Here is a 19041-nt window from a genome sequence, read left to right on the forward strand (position 1 = left end):
ACGGTCAGGCTCAGCTTGCTGCCAACTTCCGGAGCGATGGCACCCGGCTTTTCACCCTTCAGGATGCGAACCACAATCTTGCCGGTCTGACGGCCCATATCGTAGTAGTTCATGCCCAGGGCTGCGATGGCTCCACGTTTTACCGAGTCGGTATCAGAGGCAATCAGCGGCAGTTTCGCCTGATTGGCGACGGCCACCAGCGATTCGTAAGTGGACACCACATTGTTGTCGGTGCTGGTGTAGATGGCATCAACCTTGCCGATCAGGCTCTTGGCCGCCGGGGCCACATCCACGGTACGCGGTGCCGGGGCTTCCACCAGGCTCATGCCGCGCTTGGCCAGCTCTTCTTTCAGTTCCTTCACCACGATGGTGGAGTTGACCTCACCCGGACTGAACACCATGCCGACGCGTTTGGCACCCGGTTTTACCTTCAGGATCAGGTCTACCTGCGGGCCCAGCGGCAGCATGTCGGAAACGCCGGTTACATTGGTGCCGCTGGGTTTCCAGCTGCTGACCAGCTTGGCAGCCACAGGGTCGGTGACAGCAGTGAATACGATGGGCAGGGTTTTGCTGGCGGCAACCAGTGCCTGGGCCGACGGTGTGGCAATGGCCACGGCGACGTCGGGTTTGTCGCCGACAAACTTGCGGGCGATCTGGCCGGCAGTAGCCGGGTTACCCTGGGCGCTTTGATACTGCACCTTGACCTTGTCCTCACCAAAACCCTCGGCTTTCAGTTGGTCAGTCACCCCTTTGCGGGCGGCATCCAGCGCCGGGTGATCGACAATGGCCGTGATGGCAACCGACTTGAGCTCGGCAGCGGAAGCAGACAGGGAGAGCACGGCTGCAGCGGCAGCCAGCAGTTGGCGATGGCGTAGGGACATGACAATTCCTTGTGAGTCAGGATAGATTTTTTTGGAAAATGAATATTTCGCGCAATTTTATTCCAATGTTAAAGATTTTTCTTGTTGCGTTGCGCAATAAAATGGCTGAGATTGGATATTGGAGACAGGAAGTTGCCCGTTAGTTTGGCAGGCGAAAAAAAAGCGGCCCGGATCACGGGCCGCATGAGTGTAAGCTGGCAAATTGCCAACCATTGGATCGATCGTTTAGTCGATGTAGTCGTAACCCGGCAGGGTGAGGAATTCGACAAAGTCATCCGAGGTGGTCAGATGGTCGAACATGCGGGCTGCGTCTTCATACTGCTTGGTCCAGCGATTGCCGTATTCCGCCTTGAGCTTGGCTACTTCAGCAGCTTGCAGTTCGCGGAACAGTTCCACCGTCACCTTGCGGCCATCTTCCAGCACGCCCTTGGGGCTGCGGATCCATTGCCAGATCTGCGAGCGGGAGATTTCTGCGGTGGCGGCATCTTCCATCAGGTTGTGGATGGGCACGCAGCCGTTGCCGGAAATCCAGGAACCCAGATACTGGATGCCCACATTGATGTTCATGGACAGGCCGGCTTCGGTGATCGGCGCTTCCGGCTGGAAGTTCAGCAGATCGGCAGCGGTGACATTCACATCCGGACGCTGCTTGGCAATCTGGTTGGGGGCATCACCCAGCACGCGGCTGAAGGCTTCGTTGGCAATCGGCACCAGGCCCGGGTGAGCCACCCAGCCGCCGTCATAGCCGTCGGTGGCATCGCGGTCCTTGTCAGCCTTCACGCCACCCAGTGCCTTGTCATTGGCCACCGGATCGTTCTTGATCGGAATCAGTGCGGCCATGCCGCCAATGGCCGGTGCGTTGCGCTGGTGGCAGGTTTTCAGCAGCAGCAGGGCATAGGCACGCATGAAGGGCACGGTCATGGTGATCTGTGCACGGTTGGCCAGGCAGAAGTCACGATTCTGCTTGAACTTCTTGATGCAGCTGAAGATGTAGTCCCAGCGACCGGCGTTCAGGCCGGAGCTGTGCTCGCGCAGTTCGTAGAGGATTTCGTCCATCTCGAAGGCAGCGAGGATGGTTTCAATCAGCACGGTAGCCTTGATGGTGCCCTGCGGAATACCCAGCTCGTTCTGGGCAAACACGAACACATCGTTCCACAGGCGCGCTTCCAGATGGCCTTCCATCTTCGGCAGGTAGTAATAGGTGGCACTGCCCACGGTTTGCAGGTAGGCAATATTGTGGAAGAAGGACAGGGCGAAGTCGAACAGTGCGCCGGAGACAATCTCGCCATCCACGGTGACGTGCTTCTCCATCAGGTGCCAGCCACGCGGACGCAGGATCAGGGTGGCAATGGTGTCGTTCAGCTTGTATTGCTTGCCATCCGGATTGGCAAAGGAAATGGTCTTGCGATACGCATCACGGACATTGATCTGGCCGCTGATCTGGTTTTCCCAGCTCGGACAGTTGGAGTCCTCGAAGTCGGCCATGAAGCTCTTGGCACCGGAATTCAGTGCATTGATCATCATCTTGCGATCCACCGGCCCGGTGATTTCCACGCGGCGGTCCAGCAGGTCTTGCGGCAGCGGTGCAATTTTCCAGTCGCCGGCACGGATGGCGGCGGTTTCCGGCAGGAAGTCAGGCAGCTTGCCGGCATCCAGTTCGGCCTGGCGCACCACGCGGGCGGCAAGCAGCTCACGGCGGCGTGCTTCAAACTGGCGATGCAGTTTGGCGACAAAGGACAGTGCTTCGGTAGTGAGGATTTCTTCAAACGCCGGGGTCAGCGGGGCGAGGATTTCCACGCCTTGCGGAAGGGTGACAGCCATGTGCTTGCTCCTGAAATAAATGCGTTTATACGGCAGAACCGCTGCCTTTGATCAACAAAATGCTGCATTGCGATGTAAGCAGTGTATCTAGCCAAACAGTAAAAAAAAATGCATAAATAGGCATAACATCTTTTACTTTTAAGTACGCAATGAGCGAACTAAAACAGCTGGAAACCTTTGTCGCCGTGGTCAATCATGGCAGCCTGTCCGCTGCTGCCCGCCAGCAAGGGGTGGTGCCGGCCATGATAGGCCGCCGGCTGGATGCGCTGGAGGAGCGGCTGGGGGTGAAGCTGCTGGTGCGCACCACGCGCAGCGTGACCCTGACTCAGGAAGGCGCGGCATTTTTTGAAGACTGCCAGCGCATTCTGACTGAACTGTCCGAAGCCGAGGCCGCAGTGGCGTCCGGTAGCGGCCGGGCGCGCGGCCATCTGCGGGTATCCGCCCCGGCCGGTTTTGGTCGGCGTCACGTGGCACCGCATATTGCGGCATTCCAGCTGGCGCATCCGGATATCCGGGTGACGCTGGATCTGTCGGACCGGCTGATTGATTTGCAGCGCGAGCGCATTGATTGTGCGATTCGCATTTCGGATCTGGCTGATTCATCGCTGGTGGCCATGCGGCTGGCGGAAAACCGTCGTGTGGTGGTGGCGTCGCCCGCCTATCTGGCAAGGCATGGCATTCCACACACGCTGGAAGAGCTGGCACAGCACAACTGTCTGTCGCTGGGTGAAAGCCAAAGCCGTGGCTGGAGCTTTGAGCGGGATGGCGAACTGATCAACCTGCGCGTGTCAGGTCGTCAGGAATGTAATGATGGTGCGGTGCTGCATGACTGGGCCTTGCAGGGCTTGGGGCTGGCCTGGCGCTCCTTGTGGGAGGTCAAGGATGACTTGTCCGAGGGGAGGCTGGTGACGGTGCTGGACCAGTTTGCCTCGCCGGACTACCCGGTGTATGCCGTTGTTCCACAACGCCGTTTTCTACCGGCCCGGGTGCGGCATTTTATCGAACACCTGCGCCAGGTTTACACCGCCACCGGCTATTGGGATTGAAAGCAGCAGTTTGTTCCTGCACGGGCTTCGCTGCATGCCCGGAACGCCGTTGTCGTCTGGCACCCTGGTCTTTGGTCTGGCTGGCGGTTCCGGGCTTGGGATAGCACAAATTCATGTCAAATAGGCATGGCATTGCGTTAATGCAGCAATTTTTGCCGGATTGTTGGCTGAGTTGCGCTACAAACTGCCTTGTCTTGCACGATTATGACAAGTATGGGATAGATCCTGCCGCGATATGAGGCCATTAATGGATAATGGATACACTTTGTCCAATATTTTGGCTTGAACTGTTCTCCCCTTCCTGTAATATCGCGCGTTTTCCGCGGCAGTGTCCTGCGTTGAGTTGTCGGTCACGAACCGGCAGCAGACAGGGCAGCGGCGGACGGGCTGAGTATGATCATCTAAGGCCGGTTGTCCCCTTGCCCAAACATGGCGATGGCACCGGCGCACACAGGATAGTCTGAACATGAGTTTGATGCGCAAAAAGAGCGTTCAGGGCATGCTGGAATTTGCCCAGACTGCAAAAGGGCTCCGCAAGGAGCTGACGGCTTTCGACCTGACCATGCTGGGGATCGGTGCCATCATCGGTACCGGCATTTTCGTGTTGACTGGTACCGGTGCCACGGTGGCCGGCCCGGGCCTGGTGTTGTCCTTCATCATCGGCGCCTTTGCCTGCGGCTTTGCGGCACTGTGCTATGCAGAATTCGCCGCCATGTTGCCGATTTCCGGCTCTACTTATACCTATGCATACGCCACGCTGGGTGAACTGGTGGCCTGGATCATCGGCTGGGACCTGATGCTGGAATACCTGCTGGCATCTTCTGCCGTATCGGTGGGCTGGTCCGGTTATTTCCAGAGCTTGCTGGGCGGTTTCGGCATTCACCTTCCCGATGCGCTGACGGCTGCCGCCGGTGCGGTTCCGGGCAAGGATACCTTGTTCAATCTGCCTGCCTTCACCATCGCGATGCTGATTACTGCCTTGCTGGCCTTTGGCATCAAGGAATCCAAGCGCGTCAACAATATCGTGGTGCTGATCAAGGTGGCCGTGGTGCTGATGTTCATTGCCATCGGCGTGTGGCATGTCAAACCGGCCAACTGGAGCCCGGCCCTGCCTTACGGCATGAATGGCGTATTCCATGGTGCAGCCATCGTGTTCTTCAGCTTCCTGGGTTTTGACGCAGTGACTTGTGCGGCAGAAGAAGTGAAAGACCCCGCGCGTGACATTCCCAAGGGCGTGATCTGGTCGCTGGCCATCTGTTCCATCCTGTACGTGATCGTGTCGGCCATCATGACCGGCATCGTGCCTTACGCGCATTTCGCCGGTATCGACCACCCGGTATCGCTGGCGCTGCAAGTGGCCAAGCTGGACTGGTTTGCCGGTTTTGTCGATCTGGGTGCCATTCTGGGCATGCTGACCGTGATTCTGGTGATGACCTACGGCCAGACCCGCATCCTGTTTGCCATGAGCCGCGACGGTTTGCTGCCGAAAATCTTCTCCGAAGTGAACCCGAAATACGGCACGCCGTACAAGGCCACCTGGCTGATCGGCACCATCATCGCGCTGATTGCTGGCTTCATTCCGCTGCATACACTGGCCGAACTGGTGAACATTGGTACGCTGGCTGCCTTCTCGCTGATTGCCATCGCCATCATCAAGCTGCGCAAGACCGAGCCGAACCTGCCGCGCAAATTCCTGTGCCCGGGGGTGCCTTATGTTCCGGCACTGGCCGTCATCTTCTGCGTATTCCTGATGGCGCAACTGTCCATGCTGACCTGGCTGTGCTTTGTGGTGTGGCTGGTGATTGGTCTGGTGGTGTATTTCGGTTACTCGCGCAAGAACTCCCACTTGCACAAGCAGGCCTGATTCCGTACTTGCTGCGGTACTTGCCAAAGAAAAAGCCACCCTGCGGGGTGGCTTTTTTACATCTCAAACGGGCTGAATCAACCACGCAGCTTGGCGGCGATGGCCGCCACACGTGCACCGTATTGCGTGGCAGTGTCCAGGTCACCCTGCGGGATTTCATCCACGCTGGCATCAGCCGGAGACTGCACCAGCAGGCCAACCGAACCACCCAGATTGTTGATGTCAGTACGCTGGGCGGCCTTGGTGTTGCTCGGCAGCAGGCCCAGGCTGACCCAGATGCCACCGTGTTGCGAAGCCAGGGTTTGCAGGGTGATCAGGGCAACCTGCTTGTCGCCGTTCAGGCTGGCACTGTTGGTGAAGCCGCCGAATACCTTATCTTGCCAGGCGCGGGTGAACCAGGCTTTGGAGCTGGCATCGGCAAATTTCTTGAACTGCCAGCTTGGGCTGCCCATATAGGTGGGGGCGCCAAAGATGATGGCGTCGGCTGCGGCCAACTGGTCCCAGGCGCTGTCCGGCACATTGCCTTCGGCATCGATGGCGATGAGTTCGGCATTGGCACCGGCAGCCACTTGCTGGGCAACGCGCTGGGTATGGCCGTAGCCGGAATGATAGACAACGACAACCTTGGTCATGGTGTATACCTTTGCTGGAAATAAAGCGGGAAGAGCTGGCCTGCCGTGACCGACAGTCCAGCCAATGAAGAATAGCAGCGTTCAGTATAGTGATTGTTCGTGTCAGGACTAGTCGCTTTTGATGAATTGATTGTTTAGCCAGATTTAATAAATGGCTGCAGGAAAACAAAACGCCCGCGAGCGCAAGGCTGGCGGGCGTGTAGGGCAGAGCTGGCATGCAGCTCCTGTCACTGCTTAGTGGAACTGTTCTTCTTCGGTGGAGCCGGTCAGCGCGGTCACGCTGGACTGGCCACCCTGAATCACGGTGGTGATATCGTCGAAGTAGCCGGTGCCCACTTCCTGCTGGTGCGATACGAAGGTGTAGCCGCGGTCGCGTGCTGCGAATTCCGGCTCTTGTACCTTCTCGACGTAAGCCGACATGCCGCGCGCAACGTAGTCTTGTGCCAGGTCGTACATGTTGTACCACATGCTGTGGATACCAGCCAAAGTGATGAACTGGTATTTGTAGCCCATGGCACCCAGTTCGCGCTGGAACTTGGCGATGGTGGCATCGTCCAGGTTCTTCTTCCAGTTGAAGGACGGCGAGCAGTTGTAGGCCAGCAGTTTGCCCGGATGCTTGGCGTGTACCGCTTCAGCAAATTTGCGGGCGAATTCCAGATCCGGGGTGCCGGTTTCGCACCATACCAGGTCGGCGTAGTCAGCGTAGGCCACGGCGCGGCTGATGGCTTGTTCCAGACCCTTCTTGGTCTTGTAGAAGCCTTCGGCAGTGCGCTCGCCAGTCAGGAAAGGCTTGTCGTTGGCGTCGTAGTCGCTGGTGATCAGGTCAGCAGCTTCAGCATCGGTACGGGCAATCACCAGGGTCGGCACGCCGTATACGTCAGCAGCCATACGGGCTGCGATCAGCTTCTGGATGGCTTCCTGGGTCGGAACCAGTACCTTGCCGCCCATGTGGCCGCATTTCTTGACAGAAGCCAGCTGGTCTTCGAAGTGAACGCCACCGGCACCGGCGCGGATCATGGCCTTCATCAGTTCGTAGGCGTTGAGCACGCCGCCGAAACCGGCTTCGGCATCGGCCACGATGGGCGCGTAGTAGTCAACAAAGCCAGGCTGGCCTTTTTCAACGCCCTTGGAGTGCTGGATTTCATCGGCACGGGTGAAGGCGTTGTTGATGCGCTCTACCACCTTCGGCACGGAGTCCACCGGGTACAGGGACTGGTCCGGGTACATGGCGGAGTATTCGTTGTTGTCGGCGGCAACTTGCCAGCCGGACAGGTAGATGGCCTTGATGCCGGCTTTCACCTGCTGCATGGCCTGACCACCGGTCAGTGCGCCCAGACAGTTGATGTAGGGTTCGTTGTTGACCAGGTTCCACAGTTTCTCGGCGCCTTGGCGGGCCAGGGTGTGTTCCACTTGTACCGAACCACGCAGACGCTCTACGTCGGCAGCGGTGTAACCACGCTTGATACCTTTCCAGCGCGGGTTGGTGTCCCAGTCATGTTGAATGGCGGCGATACGTTGTTCGCGAGTAGTCATGTTCAAACCCTTCTCGAATAGTTTTCTCTGCAGAGCCGGTAAATTCCGGCAGTCCTCTGGCCAAATGACATTCCGGTTTTTCCGGACTGATTTTGTTGACAACGGTTTATGTCCATTGCCCCTTATGACCACCGGATGCCCGTGGCTGACGGCTCTTCCGGGTGGGTCACTTAGCATGTGTGAGCCATTATATGCACAAAAAAAATCGCTTGTGTGCAGTGCAACACCGAAAAAAAACTGATGTTCAGAAGATAACAATCATGGCTAAAACCGAAGGTGATAATGCGCGAATTTTGTTGCAGTTGCGAAAACAAAAGTCCGAAAACGCGCAGCCTGGTGAGGCCCGGTAACAGGCGTTGTTACCGGTGGGCAAGACAAAAGACTTGAATTCCTCGCGATAGACCTTATCTGAGGTCGGGACATTGTTAAAAGCCGACTTTTTTTGAGGTCTTGCCATGCAGGAAAACCAGAACAACACGAACAACGAAGCCGTCGTTGAAGACGTGAACAACGCCGCTGCCAGCGAACAGCAAACAGAGCAAACCGTGGAACAGCGCATTGCCGAACTGGAAGCCCAGGTGGCCGATCTGCAGGATCAACTGCTGCGCAGCCGTGCAGACCAGGAAAACCTGCGTCGCCGCAATGCAGAAGAACTGCTGAACACCCAGAAATACGCCATCAACAAGTTTGCCCAGGAACTGGTTCCGGTAAAGGACTACCTGGAAATGGCGCTGCTGGATCAAAGCGGTCAGATAGACACCCTGAAGATGGGTGTGGACATGACGCTCAAGCAGCTGGTGGCTGCCTTTGACAAGGCACAAATCAAGGAAATCAGCCCGGCAGTGGGCGACAAGCTGGACCCGCATCAACACCAGGCGATGAGCGCGGAAGAGTCCGATGCAGAAGCCAATACGGTGTTACGGGTGCTGCAAAAAGGTTATCAACTGGCTGAGCGCACGCTGCGTCCGGCCATGGTGATCGTGGCCAAAGCCAAAGGCTGACACGAAAACCATAAAAAGGTTCTTGGCCGGCTCTTGAAAAAGACCACATAGCCAATACCTATGAACGCAACAGGCCTCGGCTATCAGCTTGCTGGCCGTAGTCGCAACGAATTCAGATATAAAGGAATAAAAGATGGGCAAAATCATTGGTATTGACCTGGGTACGACCAACTCCTGCGTAGCCGTAGTTGAAGGTGGCAACCCGAAAGTGATTGAAAACGCCGAAGGCGCACGTACCACGCCTTCCATCATTGCTTACATGGAAGATGGCGAAATCCTGGTGGGTGCACCGGCCAAGCGTCAGGCAGTTACCAACCCGAAGAACACCCTGTACGCAGCCAAGCGCCTGATCGGTCGCCGCTTCGAAGACAAGGAAGTACAAAAAGACATCGACCTGATGCCTTTCCAGATCATGAAGGCCTCCAATGGCGACGCCTGGGTGAAGGTACGTGACCAGGAACTGGCTCCGCCGCAAATCTCCGCAGAAGTACTGCGCAAGATGAAGAAGGCTGCCGAAGACTACCTGGGTGAAGAAGTGACCGAGGCGGTAATTACCGTACCGGCTTACTTCAACGACAGCCAGCGTCAGGCCACCAAGGATGCCGGCCGTATTGCCGGTCTGGAAGTAAAGCGCATCATCAACGAACCGACCGCTGCTGCGCTGGCCTTTGGCCTGGCCAAGCAGGAAGGTGACCGCAAGATTGCCGTATACGACCTGGGTGGTGGTACGTTCGACGTGTCCATCATCGAAATCGCCGACGTTGACGGCGAGCACCAGTTCGAAGTGCTGTCCACCAACGGTGACACCTTCCTGGGCGGTGAAGACTTTGACCAGCGCATCATCGATTACATCGTGACCGAGTTCCAGCGCGAACAGGGCGTGAACCTGAAGAACGACGTAATGGCTCTGCAACGTCTGAAGGAAGCTGCTGAAAAGGCCAAGATCGAGCTGTCCAGCGCCACCCAGACCGAAGTGAACCTGCCGTACATCACCATGGATGCCACCGGTCCGAAGCACTTGGCGATGAAGATTACCCGCGCCAAGTTCGAAAGCCTGGTTGACGACCTGATCACCCGCTCCATCGAGCCGTGCCGCGTTGCGCTGAAGGACGCTGGTGTATCGCTGTCCGACATTACCGACGTGATTCTGGTGGGTGGCCAGACCCGTATGCCGAAGGTACAGGATGCGGTGAAGGAATTCTTTGGCAAGGAACCGCGCAAGGACGTGAACCCGGACGAAGCCGTGGCCGTTGGTGCTGCCATTCAGGGTTCGGTGCTGTCCGGCGATCGCAAGGACGTGCTGCTGCTGGACGTGACTCCGCTGTCGCTGGGTATCGAAACCCTGGGTGGCGTGATGACCAAGCTGATCCAGAAGAACACCACCATTCCGACCAAGGCTTCGCAAACCTTCTCCACTGCGGATGACAACCAGACTGCGGTGACCATCCACGTGCTGCAAGGTGAGCGTGAAAAGGCTGCGGCCAACAAGAGCCTGGGTCAGTTCAACCTTGGTGACATTCCGCCGGCACCGCGTGGCATTCCGCAGATCGAAGTGGAATTCAACATCGATGCCAACGGTATCCTGCATGTATCGGCCAAGGACAAGGCCAGCGGCAAGCAGGCCAACATCACCATCCAGGCTTCTTCCGGTCTGTCGGAAGAGGAAATCCAGCGCATGGTGAAGGATGCCGAAGCCAATGCCGAGGAAGACAAGAAGCTGCACGAACTGGTGACCGCGCGTAACCAGGCTGAAGGCCTGATCCACAGCGTGAAGAAGTCCCTGTCCGAGCATGGCGACAAGATCGACGCGGCTGAAAAGGCCAAGATCGAAGACGCTGTCAAAGCCGCTGAAGAAGTGGTGAAGGGCGAAGACAAGGCTGTCATCGAAGCCAAGACCGAAGAACTGGCCAAGGCCAGCCAGAAACTGGGTGAAATCATGTATGCCCAGGCACAACAGGCTGAAGCTGGTCAGGGTGCTGCCGATGCCGGCAAGGCCAAGGACGAAGGCGATGTGGTGGATGCCGAGTTCGAAGAAGTAAAAGACAAGAAGTAAGCCCGCGGCTTGCTGATTGAACGAGGCACAGGGAATGGCGGAGACTGCTCCACCGGCCTCTGTGCCTTTGCCATGTTAAGAAGATCATTGCCTGCCGTACCGGTTGGTCACGGCCAGATGAGTGAAACACCATGTCCAAAAGAGATTTTTATGATGTACTCGGCGTCAATCGCGATGCTTCCGAGGAAGACATCAAAAAGGCTTACCGCAAGCTGGCGATGAAGTATCACCCGGACCGCAATCCGGACAGCAAGGAAGCCGAAGAAAAGTTCAAGGAAGTCAAAGAGGCGTATGAAATCCTCTCTGACAGCCAGAAGCGCAGCGCCTACGACCAGTTTGGCCATGCCGGGGTAGACCCGCAGGCCGGGGCTGGCGGTGGTAGTGCCGGCTTTGGTGGTTTTGGCGATTTTGCCGATATTTTCAGCGACATCTTCGGCGGTGGCCGTGGTGGTGCTGGCGGTGGCCGTTCCAATGTCTATCGTGGTGCCGACCTGCGCTACAACCTGGACATCTCGCTGGAAGAAGCCGCCCGCGGCTGCGAAAAGCAGATCCGCATTCCGTCGCACGAAGACTGCGAAGTGTGCCACGGCACCGGTGCCAAACCGGGCACCCAGCCCAAGACCTGCTCCACCTGCGGTGGTCATGGTCAGGTACGCATGAGCCAGGGCTTCTTCTCCATCCAGCAAACCTGCCCGACCTGCCATGGCACCGGCAAGCAGATTACCGACCCTTGCACCAGCTGCCATGGCGCGGGTCAGAAAAAGACCAACAAGACGCTGAACGTGAAGATTCCGGCTGGCGTGGACGAGGGCGACCGCATTCGTCTGTCCGGCGAAGGCGAACCGGGGCAGAATGGCGGGCCGTCGGGTGATTTGTATGTAGTGACCCACATCAAGCAGCACGCCGTGTTCCAGCGTGACGGCATGGATCTGCACTGCGAAATGCCGATTTCCTTTGCCACGGCGGCACTGGGCGGCGAAATCGAGATTCCTACGCTCGATGGTATGGCCAAGGTGAAGATTGCCGCCGAAACGCAAAGCGGCCGGGTATACCGTTTGCGTGGCAAGGGTGTGAAAGCGGTACGTGGCACCGATTATGGCGATCTGCACTGCCATGTGGTGGTGGAAACCCCGGTCAAGCTGACCGAACGCCAGAAAGAGCTGCTGCGTGAATTCGACGCCATCAGCCAGGGCGATGTGGCGACTCATAATCCGCGTTCCAAATCCTTCATGGACAAGCTGCGCGATTTCTTCGAATAAGCGCTGCCAATGATGGAAAAACAGACGGAGCCTGCGGGCTCCGTTTTTTTTTGGGGCTGCGCACTCTTCGGCCAGAATGAAAAAAGCCACCGCGGCAGGGCGGTGGCAAATGACTTTCTTCAAAGGAACCAGCCAGTGGGCAGTGCTTAGAAGTTGTGCTTCAGCATCACCCAGGTAATGGTGGCCTTGTCCTGAGCCCAGCCCATTGCGGTTTGCGCGCCCTTGTCTTCCTTCACCTGACCGTAACCGGCTTCAACCATGGTGCGCTTGCTCAGGCTGTAATCCAGAGCGGCAGCCCATTGTGTAGCACCCCAGTCCTGCGACTGGCCGTCAACTTTCACGCTGCTGCGCTTGGAGTAGACGAAGGACGGCTTGAAGGCACCGATGGTGTAGGCAACATTCACGGCCCAGACATTGCTGGTCAGCTTGTTGGCACCGGTGTTGGCAACGGTGGTATTGGCGATGCCGGCAACGGCCTGGCTGCCATCGCTATTGGTTGCCCAGGCATTGCCCCACAGGGTGCTGCGCTGCAGGGTAGCTGCCAGGTACAGATTGTTGGCGTCGTAGCCGAATTCAACGCGGTGAATGCCGCTGTTGTGGTCTGCCACGGTGTTGTACTTGGCCATGTAGGCGTAAGCACCGAAGAAACCGGAATTGGCGTAGGCCAGACGGGTGCCCAGGGTGTTGCCGGTTTTCTTGCCACCAGAAACCTGTGCTTCGCCGGAGCCAAGCTGAACCATGGCATTGAAGCCGTTCAGGTCCGGGCTGTCGTAGCGCACGCCGTTTTTCACGCGGCCATCACCGTAGGCACCGAATACATCCGTACCTTCGTACAGCGGGAAGGCAATACCGGTGCTGGCATCGCGACGCGGGCCATACAGGTTGTCGGTGGACTCGGTTTCAGCCAGTACGTCGTCGATGTAGCCCAGACGCAGCTTACCGAAGTTGCCCTCAACACCAACAAAGCTGGTGCGGTTGGCGAAGGTGCCGGCACCGGTACCGCTGGTGGCAACGCCATCCACGTTCATGCCGGTTTCAACCTGCCAGATGGCTTTCAGGCCATTGCCCAGGTCTTCGTTACCCTTGAAGCCGATACGGCTGGCGAAGTCGTCCACACCAGTGCTCGACTTGAAGCTGGTGTCGGTGCTCTTCATGCTGTCCAGGCCAGCACGGATGGAACCATAGATGGTGACATCGGCATGAGCCAATACGGGCATGGCTGCAGCAATGGCGGCAGCGAGTACGAGTTTTTTCATTCCTCTAAATCCTTTAATAGTAATTTCTGTGTCCGCCTGATCTGTTGGCAGGCTGGCTGCGGTTCTGGTCAAGCCATGTAAAAACTTGATTTCACCGACGGGGCTGAGTTTGCGAAACGGCTGAGAGGGCGTCAACGAACATTTATTAACAAAGCAGCGGGGTGTTCGTGCTTGCTGGCGGGCTGCAGTGTCTTTTCAGTAATGTTTTTTCTTGTAAAAATCTTTAAAAATCATATTGTTAAAAATATTTGATGAAGTTTCATCCAGCCGCAAATATTTGTTTCCAATCGTTGATCCAAGATTGAAACATCTGTTTCATCGTGGTTTTTCTCTGTTGCATTTTGGCAAATCGGACAGTTTTTTCATGAAAAATGCAGCTTTTGCACAACAAATATTACGGTTTGCCATGAGTCCACAGAATGATTGATATGATTTTTATGCATGGCTATTCTGCGAGGTTCGATCAGCCAGACCGAAATGGGGCCATAGCCCTTGTTGCGGACGGATACCCGCCAGTGCCGACGGCAAAATGGCGAATGGCGCTGCCAGCCCGCAGCAACAGGCGTACAATTCCGCCCATCGCCATTGTCCCTTGTGATGGAAACACCATGATTTTTGCCAACCGCTATTTCCCGGCCACCCGCATGCGTCGCATGCGCAAGGATGATTTCTCTCGTCGCCTGATGCGTGAAAACGTGCTCACCACCAATGATCTGATATACCCGGTGTTCGTGCTGGAAGGTGAGAACCGTGAACAGGCCGTGGCGTCGATGCCGGGGGTGGTACGGCAAAGTCTGGACAAACTGCTGTATACCGCCGAACAGGCGGTGGAGCTGGGTATTCCGATGCTGTCGCTGTTTCCGGTGATTGAAACCGGCAAGGACAATGCGGCGCAGGAGGCTTACAACCCGGATGGCCTGGTGCCCACCGTGGTGCGCGCGCTCAAGCAGCGTTTTCCCGAGCTGGGCGTCATGACCGACGGTGCGCTGGACCCGTATACCGTACATGGTCAGGATGGCCTGATTGATGACAGCGGCTATGTCCTGAACGATGAAACTACCGAAGTGCTGATTCGTCAGGGCTTGTGCCATGCCGAAGCCGGGGTGGATGTGTTCGGCCCGTCCGACATGATGGATGGCCGTATTGGTGCGCTGCGCGATGCGTTTGAAGAAGCCGGTTTCATTCACACCAAGATCCTGGCTTACTCGGCCAAGTATGCTTCGGCTTTCTACGGCCCCTTCCGCGATGCGGTCGGTTCGGCAGGTAATCTGGGCAAGGCCGACAAGTACAACTACCAGATGGATCCGGCCAATCTGGACGAAGCCATCCAGGAAGTGGCGATGGATCTGGAAGAGGGTGCCGACATGGTGATGATCAAGCCGGGCATGCCTTATCTGGACGTGATTCGCCGCGTGAAAGACACCTTCCGCGTGCCAACCTACGCTTATCAGGTATCCGGTGAGTACGCGATGCTGAAAGCAGCATTCCAGAACGGCTGGCTGAACGAAGAGAAATGCATGATGGAAAGCCTGATGGCCTTCAAGCGTGCCGGGGCCGATGGCATTCTGACTTACTTTGCGCTGGATGCAGCGCGTGTGCTGCGTCGCGGCTGACCTTTGCTTGCCACTGGCCGGATGCCTGCCGGACGGTGGCAAGTGAACCCCTGAAGGAAGAGGCCATGGATATTCTGCACTCCACCTGGTTCTGGCTGTTTGTCATCGTGGCGCTGGTGATGTCCACCATCGGCTCGCTGGCACGTCTGTCCAAGGCCCCGCCACCGGTTGATTTGCCCGGCGTCAAACCGCAGCCTTATGCGGATGATGACGAGGAGCAAGACGCGGACACTCCTGCCGGGCATACGCCGCCCAGCTTGCGCAAGCCCAAGTAGTGCTGCTCCCCATCGGGCATGGCTGGTTGTCGTCAGGCCAGCTTGCCCTGTCCGAAATAGTGCTGGAAGAATTCCACACACACCCGCAGCTTGGCCGAGTTGGCCAGTTTGTCCGGATACACCGCCCAGATGTCTGCCTGCAGGTAGTATTCGGGTAAAACCTGCACCAGTTCACCCCGTTCCAGTTCGCCTGCCACGTCCCATAGCGAACGCAGCATGATGCCGTGCCCCTGCAAGGCCCATTGGTGAACCACCTCGCCATGGTTGGCAGCCAGGGCGCCTTGCACCCGGATGCTGTGCTCACCGTGCGGGCCGGTCAGCCGCCATACCCCGAAGGGATGATCCCTTTCCTTGATCACCAGGCAGTTGTGCTGCATCAGTGCTTCCAGCCCGGTCGGGTGGCCGTGTCGCAACAGGTAGTCCGGTGAAGCGCACAGGATGCGCCGGTTTTCCACCAGCTTGCGGGCCAGCAGTTGCGGGGCAATTTCGTTGCCCACCCGGATGTCCAGATCAATGCCTTCTTGTGCCAGGTCGATCAGGCAATCAGCCAGTTCCAGCCGTATGCTCAGCTCCGGGTAATGTCGTGCCAGCTCGCCCAGTGCCGGCGCCAGGTGAACCCTGCCAAAGCCGAAGCTGCTGCTGATGCGGATAATGCCGCGCGGCTGCTGTTGGGCGGTGCCAATCTCCACGCTCATCTGTTCTACATCCTGCAGTATCTTTCCGGCCCAGCCGTGGATGCGTTCTCCTTGTTCTGTCAGTGCTATGCGCCGGGTGGTGCGGTTGATCAGGCGACAGCCCAGGCTTTGTTCCAGCACGCGGATGCGCTTGCTGACATAGGCCGGTGAGGCGGCCATGGCTTCGGCCGCCGCAGTAAACCCGCCCTTGCGTACCACCAGGCAAAAAACACGCAAATCTTCCAGCTGCAGCAAATCCTTCATGTTTCGTGTCTTCTGTATGCACAGAGCTGCCAATTATCCCGGCTTGCTTTTCCGCCATGCTAGCGCTCGGTGTCACCTTGCATTACGGCGAAAGAACAGAGGAGGGTGGGATGAAGGCTTACAAAATTGCAGTCATAACGGCTGATGGCAGCGGGCAAGTACTGCTGCCGGCAGGATTGCACTGGCAGGAGGCGTCATGAACATGAGCAAACCAAACCGGCGGGACATGCCACTGGCTCTGGTCAGCCTGGTGATTGTTTTTGCGATGGTGATGGTCATGATCCTCATGCCGCAGGCATCCATCGCAGTTGCAGACCGGTTGATGTACTGGTGTACCACGGTGTTTGCCTCGCCCATCCTGTTGTTTGCCTTTTGTTCGGTCCTGTTTGTCATCTGGCTGGGGATGAGCAAGTACGGGCTGATCCGGCTGGGTGAAGGCGGTCCCGACTATTCCACCTTGTCGTGGATTTTCATGTTCATCATGTCCGGCATGGGTTCGTCGGCCTTGTACTGGGGCTTTCTGGACTGGGCCTATTACTACCAGACCCCTGGCCTGAACCTGCCCCCGGCTTCACCGCAGGCGCTGAAATACAGTGTGGCGTATTCCCTGTTTCATTCCGGCCTGAGTGCCTGGGCCATGTATGCCGTGGGCTCGGTAGCCATGTGCTACTACTTTCATGTGCGCAAGAACAAGGGACTGAGCCTGGCTGCCATTGTCGGCAGCATTACCGGTCGCAAGCCTGATGGTGCCTTGGGCCGGCTGGTGGATTTGCTGTTCATGCTGTGCATGTTTGGCGCATTGACCATTTCCCTGGTACTGACTGCCACCACCTTTACCCGTCTGTTGTCCACCCTTACCGGCATTCCGGACAATTTTGTCACGCAGCTGGTGGTGATTCTGTCGGTTGCTGTGCTGTTCACCCTGTCATCCTGGGTGGGCATGGATGGTGGCATGAAGCGTCTTAGCCAGATGGTGTGCTGGGGCGTGCTGGCCCTAGCCGCTTATGTCTATCTGCTGGGGCCTACCCATTTCATTACCAGTAATGTGTTGTCCAGCCTGGGCCTGATGCTCAGCAGCTTTATCGACATGAGCTTGTTTACCGACCCCTTGGGCGACGGCAAGTTTACCCGTGAGTGGACCGTATTTTACTGGCTGTGGTGGATTTCCTATGCGCCGGGCGTAGCCTTGTTTGTCACCCGGGTATCCCGTGGCCGAACCATCCGTGAGGTGCTGCTGGCCATGATGTTGGGTGGCTGTGCCGGTATCTGGTTTGTTTACGGCGTACTGGAAAGCTATAGCGTGCACAGCTTCATCACAGGCCTGGTGGCGGTGCCGCAGGTATTGCAGGATCAGGGAGGAGAATCGGCCATTGCACAGTTGCTGGCGTTGTTGCCGGCTGGCCGTGTGGTGATCGCATTTTTCCTGGCCGTGATGGCGATCTTTCTGGCTGCACACATGGATGCGGTGGGTTACGCCGTTTCCGCTACCTGTACCCGAAATCTGGCTGAAGGCGAAGACCCGTCCCCTGTCGATCGCTTGTTCTGGTGCGTCATGCTCACCCTGGTGCCGTTGGCAATGATTTTTGCCAAGGCACCACTCAACACCATGAAGACCACGGTGATTGTGACGGCCATTCCCTTTGCCATCATCACCCTGGTCAAGGTGTATGGCCTGCTCAAGTGGCTGCGTGAAGATTACGGCGATGTTCCGGCACATCGGATAGGTGAACAGCCTCCGCCTGAGGTGGCCAGCCAGCAGTCCGGTTCATGAGTGTGGCCATGGCGCGTGCTTATCAGCTTTCTGCAGAAATGCAGTCTTTTGTAAACCAGAGTGCCCGGTTCCAGCCTGCTGATGACAGCCTGGTGCAGATGCGTGTGGCTTACGACGCCCTGTGCCGGCATTTCACGCCACCGCTGCCGGATGGCGTGCAGGTGGAGGACCATGTTTTGCCGGTGGATGAACGGCATATCCCGTTGCGCTTGTACCGGCCAGCTACAGCCACACCGCCAGCCGGCTGGCCCTGTGTGCTGTACCTGCATGGCGGTGGCTGGGTACTGGGCGGTCTGGATTCACACGCCTTTATCACAGCATTGCTGGCGCAGGAGTGTGCTGCAAGCGTGCTGGTGGTGGACTACCGCCTGGCTCCCGAGCATGTCTTTCCCGCCGCTTTGGACGACTGTCTGGCCGTGTGGGACTGGTTGAGCATGGATGGCCCGGCACTGGGTATCAACCCCGCTCGTGTTGTCGTGGCCGGGGATAGTGCCGGTGGCAATCTGGCGGCTGCGCTATGCCTGGCGACACGTGGCAGGCAAGGGCTGCCGCTCTGCGGGCAGGCATTGATTTATCCCGCACTGGCGACCGTACCGACTGAGCCAGCAGCAAGCGAACATGCTGATGCCCCGTTGCTTGGCCGTGATGACATGGCCTACTACCTGGCGCAATACGCACCGGATCCGGCCACACATGCCGACCCTCGGCTGGCACCGCTGGCAGCCGCCAACCTGCAAGGCATGCCCCCCGCCTTTGTAACAGTGGCGGAATACGACCCGCTTCGTGACGATGGCGTGCTCTACGTCCGGCGCCTGCAGGCCAGTGGTGTTGCGGCGCAGTGCCACCTGGGCCGTGGCCTGCTGCATGGTTGCCTGCGCTTCTGGCAGCAGGGGCCGGAGACCGCCCGCATGGTCCGCGCACTGTCAGCTGCCATCACTAGCATGCTTGCTGACCAGACTCGACATGGACAGACATGACATGGGTTGCAGCGCGCTGCCATGTGGCGCTGCGCACCATCCCCCGGGCTTGCCATGCTGATTCGCAAGGCATGACCGGACAAGAAAAGGGCAGGAATTCACAGCCCTGTGACCACCCCAG

The 19041-nt window shown here is 57.7% G+C and carries 15 protein-coding genes; 9 read left to right on the forward strand and 6 right to left on the reverse strand.

Annotation, left to right across the window (positions count from 1 at the left end; genetic code table 11):
• The coding region (locus JHD62_RS06370; RefSeq protein ID WP_199102219.1) for an ABC transporter substrate-binding protein at positions 1–881 on the reverse strand (881 nt) is incomplete at its 3' end.
• A gap of 225 nt (positions 882–1106) precedes the next feature.
• Complete coding sequence (aceB, locus tag JHD62_RS06375; protein WP_199102220.1) at positions 1107–2702, reverse strand: malate synthase A; 1596 nt, start codon at positions 2700–2702, stop codon at positions 1107–1109.
• A gap of 149 nt (positions 2703–2851) precedes the next feature.
• Between aceB and JHD62_RS06380 the strand changes: the two genes are divergently transcribed.
• Together JHD62_RS06380 and JHD62_RS06385 are read left to right on the forward strand one after the other, a co-directional pair.
• A complete protein-coding gene (locus tag JHD62_RS06380; RefSeq protein ID WP_045847573.1) occupies positions 2852–3748 on the forward strand; it encodes a LysR family transcriptional regulator in 897 nt (298 codons plus the stop codon).
• A gap of 466 nt (positions 3749–4214) precedes the next feature.
• A complete protein-coding gene (locus tag JHD62_RS06385; protein WP_045847572.1) occupies positions 4215–5612 on the forward strand; it encodes an amino acid permease in 1398 nt (465 codons plus the stop codon).
• A gap of 77 nt (positions 5613–5689) precedes the next feature.
• Here the strand turns inward: JHD62_RS06385 and JHD62_RS06390 are convergent, their stop codons facing one another.
• Both JHD62_RS06390 and aceA read right to left on the reverse strand, forming a co-directional pair.
• Positions 5690–6244: a flavodoxin family protein gene (locus tag JHD62_RS06390; protein ID WP_199102221.1), complete on the reverse strand. Its 555-nt coding sequence runs from the start codon at positions 6242–6244 to the stop codon at positions 5690–5692.
• Positions 6245–6478: 234 nt separating this feature from the next.
• A complete protein-coding gene (aceA, locus tag JHD62_RS06395; protein WP_199102222.1) occupies positions 6479–7777 on the reverse strand; it encodes an isocitrate lyase in 1299 nt (432 codons plus the stop codon).
• 455 nt (positions 7778–8232) lie between these two features.
• Here aceA and grpE point away from each other — a divergent pair, with 455 nt between their 5' ends.
• The 3 genes from grpE (at position 8233) to dnaJ (ending at position 12090) form a co-directional block, all read left to right on the forward strand.
• Positions 8233–8778, forward strand: a complete 546-nt coding sequence (grpE, locus tag JHD62_RS06400; protein WP_045847569.1) for a nucleotide exchange factor GrpE — start codon at positions 8233–8235, stop codon at positions 8776–8778.
• A 133-nt stretch (positions 8779–8911) separates the two neighbouring features.
• Complete coding sequence (dnaK, locus tag JHD62_RS06405) at positions 8912–10831, forward strand: molecular chaperone DnaK (protein ID WP_131358320.1); 1920 nt, start codon at positions 8912–8914, stop codon at positions 10829–10831.
• Positions 10832–10962: 131 nt separating this feature from the next.
• Complete coding sequence (gene dnaJ, locus JHD62_RS06410; protein ID WP_199102223.1) at positions 10963–12090, forward strand: molecular chaperone DnaJ; 1128 nt, start codon at positions 10963–10965, stop codon at positions 12088–12090.
• A 146-nt stretch (positions 12091–12236) separates the two neighbouring features.
• Here the strand turns inward: dnaJ and JHD62_RS06415 are convergent, their stop codons facing one another.
• Positions 12237–13346: a porin gene (locus JHD62_RS06415; protein ID WP_199102224.1), complete on the reverse strand. Its 1110-nt coding sequence runs from the start codon at positions 13344–13346 to the stop codon at positions 12237–12239.
• A 608-nt stretch (positions 13347–13954) separates the two neighbouring features.
• Here JHD62_RS06415 and hemB point away from each other — a divergent pair.
• Complete coding sequence (gene hemB, locus JHD62_RS06420) at positions 13955–14959, forward strand: porphobilinogen synthase (protein WP_199102225.1); 1005 nt, start codon at positions 13955–13957, stop codon at positions 14957–14959.
• Positions 14960–15024: 65 nt separating this feature from the next.
• Positions 15025–15234, forward strand: a complete 210-nt coding sequence (locus JHD62_RS06425; protein WP_045847565.1) for a hypothetical protein — start codon at positions 15025–15027, stop codon at positions 15232–15234.
• A 32-nt stretch (positions 15235–15266) separates the two neighbouring features.
• Here JHD62_RS06425 and JHD62_RS06430 read toward each other — a convergent pair whose 3' ends face one another.
• Positions 15267–16172, reverse strand: coding sequence for a LysR substrate-binding domain-containing protein (locus tag JHD62_RS06430; RefSeq protein WP_199102226.1), 906 nt, complete (start codon positions 16170–16172; stop codon positions 15267–15269).
• Between the two features lie 202 nt (positions 16173–16374).
• On the opposite strand from JHD62_RS06430, the gene JHD62_RS06435 reads away from it, so the two are divergent.
• Positions 16375–17943, forward strand: a complete 1569-nt coding sequence (locus JHD62_RS06435; RefSeq protein ID WP_304506237.1) for a BCCT family transporter — start codon at positions 16375–16377, stop codon at positions 17941–17943.
• Positions 17940–18920 carry an alpha/beta hydrolase gene (locus JHD62_RS06440; protein ID WP_199102228.1) on the forward strand — a complete coding sequence of 327 codons (981 nt, stop codon included), beginning with the start codon at positions 17940–17942 and terminating at the stop codon, positions 18918–18920. The genes JHD62_RS06435 and JHD62_RS06440 overlap by 4 nt, the downstream gene beginning before the upstream one ends.
• Positions 18921–19041: the final 121 nt, after the last annotated feature.

This window comes from Aquitalea sp. ASV11 (genome assembly GCF_016429185.1).
Lineage (GTDB): Bacteria > Pseudomonadota > Gammaproteobacteria > Burkholderiales > Chromobacteriaceae > Aquitalea > Aquitalea pelogenes.

What these genes read in the sequence shown, in the direction of transcription:
- aceB (WP_199102220.1), bottom strand. Translation starts at nt 2,702, where the DNA reads ATGGCTGTCACCCTTCCGCAAGGCGTGGAAATCCTCGCCCCGCTGACC.
- JHD62_RS06380 (WP_045847573.1), top strand. Translation starts at nt 2,852, where the DNA reads ATGAGCGAACTAAAACAGCTGGAAACCTTTGTCGCCGTGGTCAATCAT.
- JHD62_RS06385 (WP_045847572.1), top strand. Translation starts at nt 4,215, where the DNA reads ATGAGTTTGATGCGCAAAAAGAGCGTTCAGGGCATGCTGGAATTTGCC.
- JHD62_RS06390 (WP_199102221.1), bottom strand. Translation starts at nt 6,244, where the DNA reads ATGACCAAGGTTGTCGTTGTCTATCATTCCGGCTACGGCCATACCCAG.
- aceA (WP_199102222.1), bottom strand. Translation starts at nt 7,777, where the DNA reads ATGACTACTCGCGAACAACGTATCGCCGCCATTCAACATGACTGGGAC.
- grpE (WP_045847569.1), top strand. Translation starts at nt 8,233, where the DNA reads ATGCAGGAAAACCAGAACAACACGAACAACGAAGCCGTCGTTGAAGAC.
- dnaK (WP_131358320.1), top strand. Translation starts at nt 8,912, where the DNA reads ATGGGCAAAATCATTGGTATTGACCTGGGTACGACCAACTCCTGCGTA.
- dnaJ (WP_199102223.1), top strand. Translation starts at nt 10,963, where the DNA reads ATGTCCAAAAGAGATTTTTATGATGTACTCGGCGTCAATCGCGATGCT.
- JHD62_RS06415 (WP_199102224.1), bottom strand. Translation starts at nt 13,346, where the DNA reads ATGAAAAAACTCGTACTCGCTGCCGCCATTGCTGCAGCCATGCCCGTA.
- hemB (WP_199102225.1), top strand. Translation starts at nt 13,955, where the DNA reads ATGATTTTTGCCAACCGCTATTTCCCGGCCACCCGCATGCGTCGCATG.
- JHD62_RS06425 (WP_045847565.1), top strand. Translation starts at nt 15,025, where the DNA reads ATGGATATTCTGCACTCCACCTGGTTCTGGCTGTTTGTCATCGTGGCG.
- JHD62_RS06430 (WP_199102226.1), bottom strand. Translation starts at nt 16,172, where the DNA reads ATGAAGGATTTGCTGCAGCTGGAAGATTTGCGTGTTTTTTGCCTGGTG.
- JHD62_RS06435 (WP_304506237.1), top strand. Translation starts at nt 16,375, where the DNA reads ATGAGCAAACCAAACCGGCGGGACATGCCACTGGCTCTGGTCAGCCTG.
- JHD62_RS06440 (WP_199102228.1), top strand. Translation starts at nt 17,940, where the DNA reads ATGAGTGTGGCCATGGCGCGTGCTTATCAGCTTTCTGCAGAAATGCAG.